Source organism: Caulobacter sp. GW821-FHT09A05 (assembly GCF_059418465.1).
In genome coordinates, this window is sequence record NZ_JBWKPX010000058.1 from 1 (window position 1) to 4,356 (window position 4,356).

General features: G+C 69.7%; 2 protein-coding genes and 1 pseudogene. 2 read left to right on the top strand and 1 reads right to left on the bottom strand.

From position 1 onward, the window contains the following. On the bottom strand, positions 1-2,165 hold a 2,165-nt coding region (locus AC07NX_RS26115), incomplete at its 3' end, for a DEAD/DEAH box helicase (RefSeq protein WP_494646026.1). Positions 2,166-2,623: 458 nt separating this feature from the next. On the opposite strand from AC07NX_RS26115, the gene AC07NX_RS26120 reads away from it, so the two are divergent. Then, positions 2,624-4,048, top strand: coding sequence for a serine hydrolase domain-containing protein (locus AC07NX_RS26120; RefSeq protein ID WP_494646028.1), 1,425 nt, complete (start codon positions 2,624-2,626; stop codon positions 4,046-4,048). Positions 4,049-4,279: 231 nt separating this feature from the next. Next, positions 4,280-4,356, top strand: a pseudogene (locus tag AC07NX_RS26125) (hypothetical protein); the annotation flags it as partial.

Below are 4,356 nucleotides of genomic sequence, written 5' to 3' on the forward strand. Positions count from 1 at the left end.
ATGACCCCCTTGGCCGGCGCCGCGCCGCCGGCGGCGCGCGGCTTGCGGAAGGGCTTTTCCGGGGCGGCGGCCGGATCATAGGGCACGCTCTCGCGATCGGTGCGCGGGGCGCGACGCGGGGCGGCCTCGGCCTGGGCGCGCGGGGCTTCGTCACGTGGCCTGAACTCGCGCTTCGGAGCGCTCGGGCGAGGGGCGTCGGCGCGGGGCTTGAAGTCCCGCTTGGGGGCTTCGTCGCGGTCGCGCGGCTTGTAGTCGCGCTTGGGCTCCTCGTTGCGGGCGTAGGGCTTGGCGTTGCTCACGCCGTCGGCGCCGTACGAGGACGGGCGCGGGGTGTGGTCGCGCGAGCCCGGCGCGTTGGCGCGGGGACCGCGCGGGCCGGCGTCGTCGCGAGGCGAACGCGGGGCGTAGTCGCGGCGCGGCGCGTCGTCGTCGCCACGCGGCGGGCGCGGGGCGTAGTCCTTGCGCGGACCGGCGTCCCGGGCGGCCGGGGCCGTGGTCGGGGTGATGGACACGTCGTCGCGCACGGTGGCCTGGACGGCGGCCCCGAACTTCACTTCCGCCTCGGCCGAAATCTCGAACTTGGTGTCGTAGTCGAAGATCCGGATCGAGCCGATGTCCTTCTTGGTGATGTGGCCCAGGCGGCAGATCAGCGGGATCAGCCACTTGGGGTCGGCGTTGTTGCGGCGGCCGGTGTTGAGGCGGAACCAGGCCGAGTTGGTCATGTCGGCGCGCGGCTCGCGTTCGGGACGGTCCCCGAAGTCGCCGCGCGGGGCGAAGTCGCGGTCGGCGAAGCGGTCGCCGCGATCGTTGGAGCGTTCGCCGCGGGCGCGGGGGCCTGGATCGGCCCCGTGGCGCGGGTCGTCATAGATCTCTTCCGGGGCCGGCAGCTTGGCGCGCCGGGCGCGGATCAGGGCGGCGGCCAGCTCCTCGGGCGAGCGCTTCTCCAGCATGGCCGCGACCAGACCGGCGTCGTCCTCGTTGGCGGGCTCGGCGAAGATCGGGTCATCGAGCAGGCGCTCGGTGTCCTTGACGCGGATCTCGTCGGCCGTCGGGGCGCCGCCCCACTGGCCTTCGACGCCAGCCGCCATCAGCAGCTGCTCGGCCTTGCGGCGGCGGGTGTAGGGGACGACCAGGGCGCTGACGCCCTTCTTGCCGGCCCGGCCGGTGCGGCCCGAGCGATGCAGCAGCGTCGCCTTGTTCACCGGCAGTTCGGCGTGGATGACCAGGCCCAGGTCGGGCAGGTCCAGGCCGCGGGCGGCGACGTCGGTGGCGACGCAGACGCGGGCGTGGCCGTCGCGCAGGGCCTGCAGGGCGTCGGCGCGTTCGCGTTGCGACAGCTCGCCCGACAGCCCGACCACGGCGAAGCCGCGCTCGCGCAGCTTGCTGTGCAGGGACCGGACGCTTTCGCGGGTGTTGGCGAACACCAGGGCGCCGGGGCTCTCGAAATAGCGCAGCAGGTTGACCACCGCGTGCTCGACCTCGTTGGGGGCCACGCGCACGGCGCGGTATTCGATGTCGCGGTGGGGTTCGTTGCGGCCGATGGTGTCGATGCGGACGGCGTCGTTCTGGTAGCTCTTGGCCAGCTGCACGATCTCGCGCGCCAGGGTGGCCGAGAACAGCAGGGTGCGGCGTTCCTTGGGCGCGGCGTCGAGGATGAATTCCAAGTCCTCGCGGAAGCCCATGTCGAGCATCTCGTCGGCCTCGTCGAGGACGGCGACCTTCAGTTCCGACAGGTCCAGGTGGCCGCGTTCGATGTGGTCGCGCAGGCGGCCGGGCGTGCCGACCACGATGTGGGCGCCGAAGTTCAGGGCGCGCTGCTCGCGGCGGGCGTCCATGCCGCCCACGCAGTTGACGACCACGGCGCCGGCCTCGGCGTAGAGCCAGGTCAGCTCGCGATTGACCTGGATGGCCAGTTCGCGGGTCGGGGCGATGACCAGGCACATCGGGGCGCCGGCCTTGCCCAGCCTGTCGGCGTCGCCCAGCAGGGTCGGGGCGGCGGCCAGGCCGAAGGCGACGGTCTTGCCCGAGCCGGTCTGGGCGCTGACCAGCAGGTCGCGGCCCTCGGCGTCGGCTTCCAGCACGGCGGCCTGGACGGGGGTGGGTTCGAGATAGCCTTGAGCGGCAAGAGCCCGCTCAAGAGCGGGGTGGGAGGCGGGGAAGGGCATGCGGGTCCAGTTCGTTTCAAGCGGACGGCGCACACACAAACGCGCGCGGCCCGCACCACGACCAAATACGACCCCCAAATGGACCGTGTTCTTGGTCAAATATCTTCAGAGAATAGACCTTTTTCGCCGGGATGCCGATGAGGGCGCGCCGAAACTCGGTCTGATGGGCCGCCTAAGGAAGGCAAAACCATCCGGAAAGCAAGGGGGCTGGGGAAAGAATGCTGCGGTGCGGCGAATTGGCCGCGTGGGGCGGGGGACGCGCGTGCCTGGGCCGGGGAAGATCGGGCACGATCCGGTGGTGGTGGAAGGCTGGCCTCTGTTTTTGAGCCGTTGCGGACCTTGGTCGGGCCGCAGATAACCCCAAGGGTCCAAACATCATCCAGGGCGGAAATGGACTTGCGAAATGCTCGCAACAACTGGAAGCTGTGGTGGCGGCCGTCAAGGCTGGGGGAAGAGAAATGGATCATCGCGGCATCCTTCGCGCCGGGACGGCGCTGTTTCTGGCCGCGAGCCTGGGATTCACGGCCCGGGCGCAGGCGCCCGCGCTGCCAAGTACGCCCGTGGGCGCTGAGGCGCGGGCGTATCTGGAAGCCCTGAACTCCGGCGACGTGGTCAAGGCCGCCGCCTTCATCAAGGACCACTTCCCGACCTCGCCGAGGGAGGCCGAGGACTTCGCGGCTTTCCAGAACCAGGTCGGCGGCTTCGACCTCGTGCGGGTCGAGACCGCCACGCCAACCCAGCTGACCGCTCTGCTGCGCGAGCGCTATGGCGACTACGCCTGCTTGGAGATCGAGGTGGAGGCGGTCGCGCCGCACCACGTCACCGCACTGCGCTTGCGGCCCGAGCCCAAGCCGCCGGGCGTGGCGTCCACGCCGCGCCTGGACGACGCGGCCCTCGCCAAGGCGATCGCCCGACAGATGGCCCTGCTGGGCGACGATTTCTCCGGCGCGGTCCTGGTGACCCGGGGCGACAAGGTGGTGTTCTCGGCCGCCCAGGGCCTGGCCGACCGCGAGCGCGACCTGCCCAACACCCCGCAGACCCGGTTCCGGGTCGGCTCGATGGACAAGATGTTCACCGGCACGGCCATCATGCAGCTGGTCCAGGCTGGCCAGTTGGACCTGCAGGCCCCGCTGGCGACCTACCTGAAGGACTATCCCAACGCCGATCTGGCCCGAAAGGTCACCCTGCGCCACCTGCTGACCCACACCGGGGGGACCGGCGACATCTTCGAGCCGGAGTACGAGGCCAAGCGCGAGCAGGTGCGAACCCTGAAGGACTATGTCGACCTGTTCGGCGCGCGCCCCCTGGAGTTCGAGCCGGGTGCGAAGTGGGAATATTCCAACTACGGCTTCATCCTGCTGGGCCGGGTGATCGAGGCGGTCTCGGGTCAGACCTATTACGACTATGTCCAAGAGCACATCTTCAAGCCGGCGGGCATGACGGCCACCGGCTTCGAGCCGGAAACGGTGGCCGTGCCGGACCGCGCGGTCCCCTACATGAAGGGTTCGGCCAGCTACGAGCAGGCCAACGAGCTGCCCTGGCGCGGAACCTCGGCCGGGGGCGGCTATTCGACCGTCGGCGACTTCCAGCGCTTCGCCGCGGCCCTGTTCGACGGCCGGCTACTGGACGCCGAGCATCGCCGGCAGATGACGACAGGCCGCGTCGAGAATCAGCCGGGCATGAAGTACGGCTACGGGTTCGGGATCTATGTCGAGGCTGAACCGGTTATGGTCGGCCACAACGGCGTCGATGACGGCCAGAACGGCGACCTGCGGATCGTCGGCGAGAACCAGGCCGTGATCGTGGCGCTGTCCAACGTCACGCCTCCGCGCCAGGCTGGGCAGTTGGCCAAGTTCATCTCCGACCGGTTCACGGCGGAGTAGGTCGCACCGAACATTGTGGAAGCTCCAAACGACCCGCGTTCACCGGTTGAGCCACCACCCTCAGCTGACATTCAGAACTCCGCTCGGCGCAAGCCGCTCATCCCGGCGTTCGCCGGGATGAGCGGAGTTGGGGTGTTTATGCTCGGCGGATAGCGGGCAAGGTTTCAGGATTTCAACGCCCTGGATTTTCTCGACCCGATTTGGTCCTCACCCCTTCCAACCGCCCTTATTCTGATCCCACCTCGTCGCATGGAAAGGGCGCATGGCCAGCGACCGATGCGGCGGCGGGGGGCGATCGAGCGGGACTG

Bases quoted from the DNA above. Each gene is read 5' to 3' on its own strand.
- AC07NX_RS26120 (WP_494646028.1), top strand. From the start codon at position 2,624: ATGGATCATCGCGGCATCCTTCGCGCCGGGACGGCGCTGTTTCTGGCC.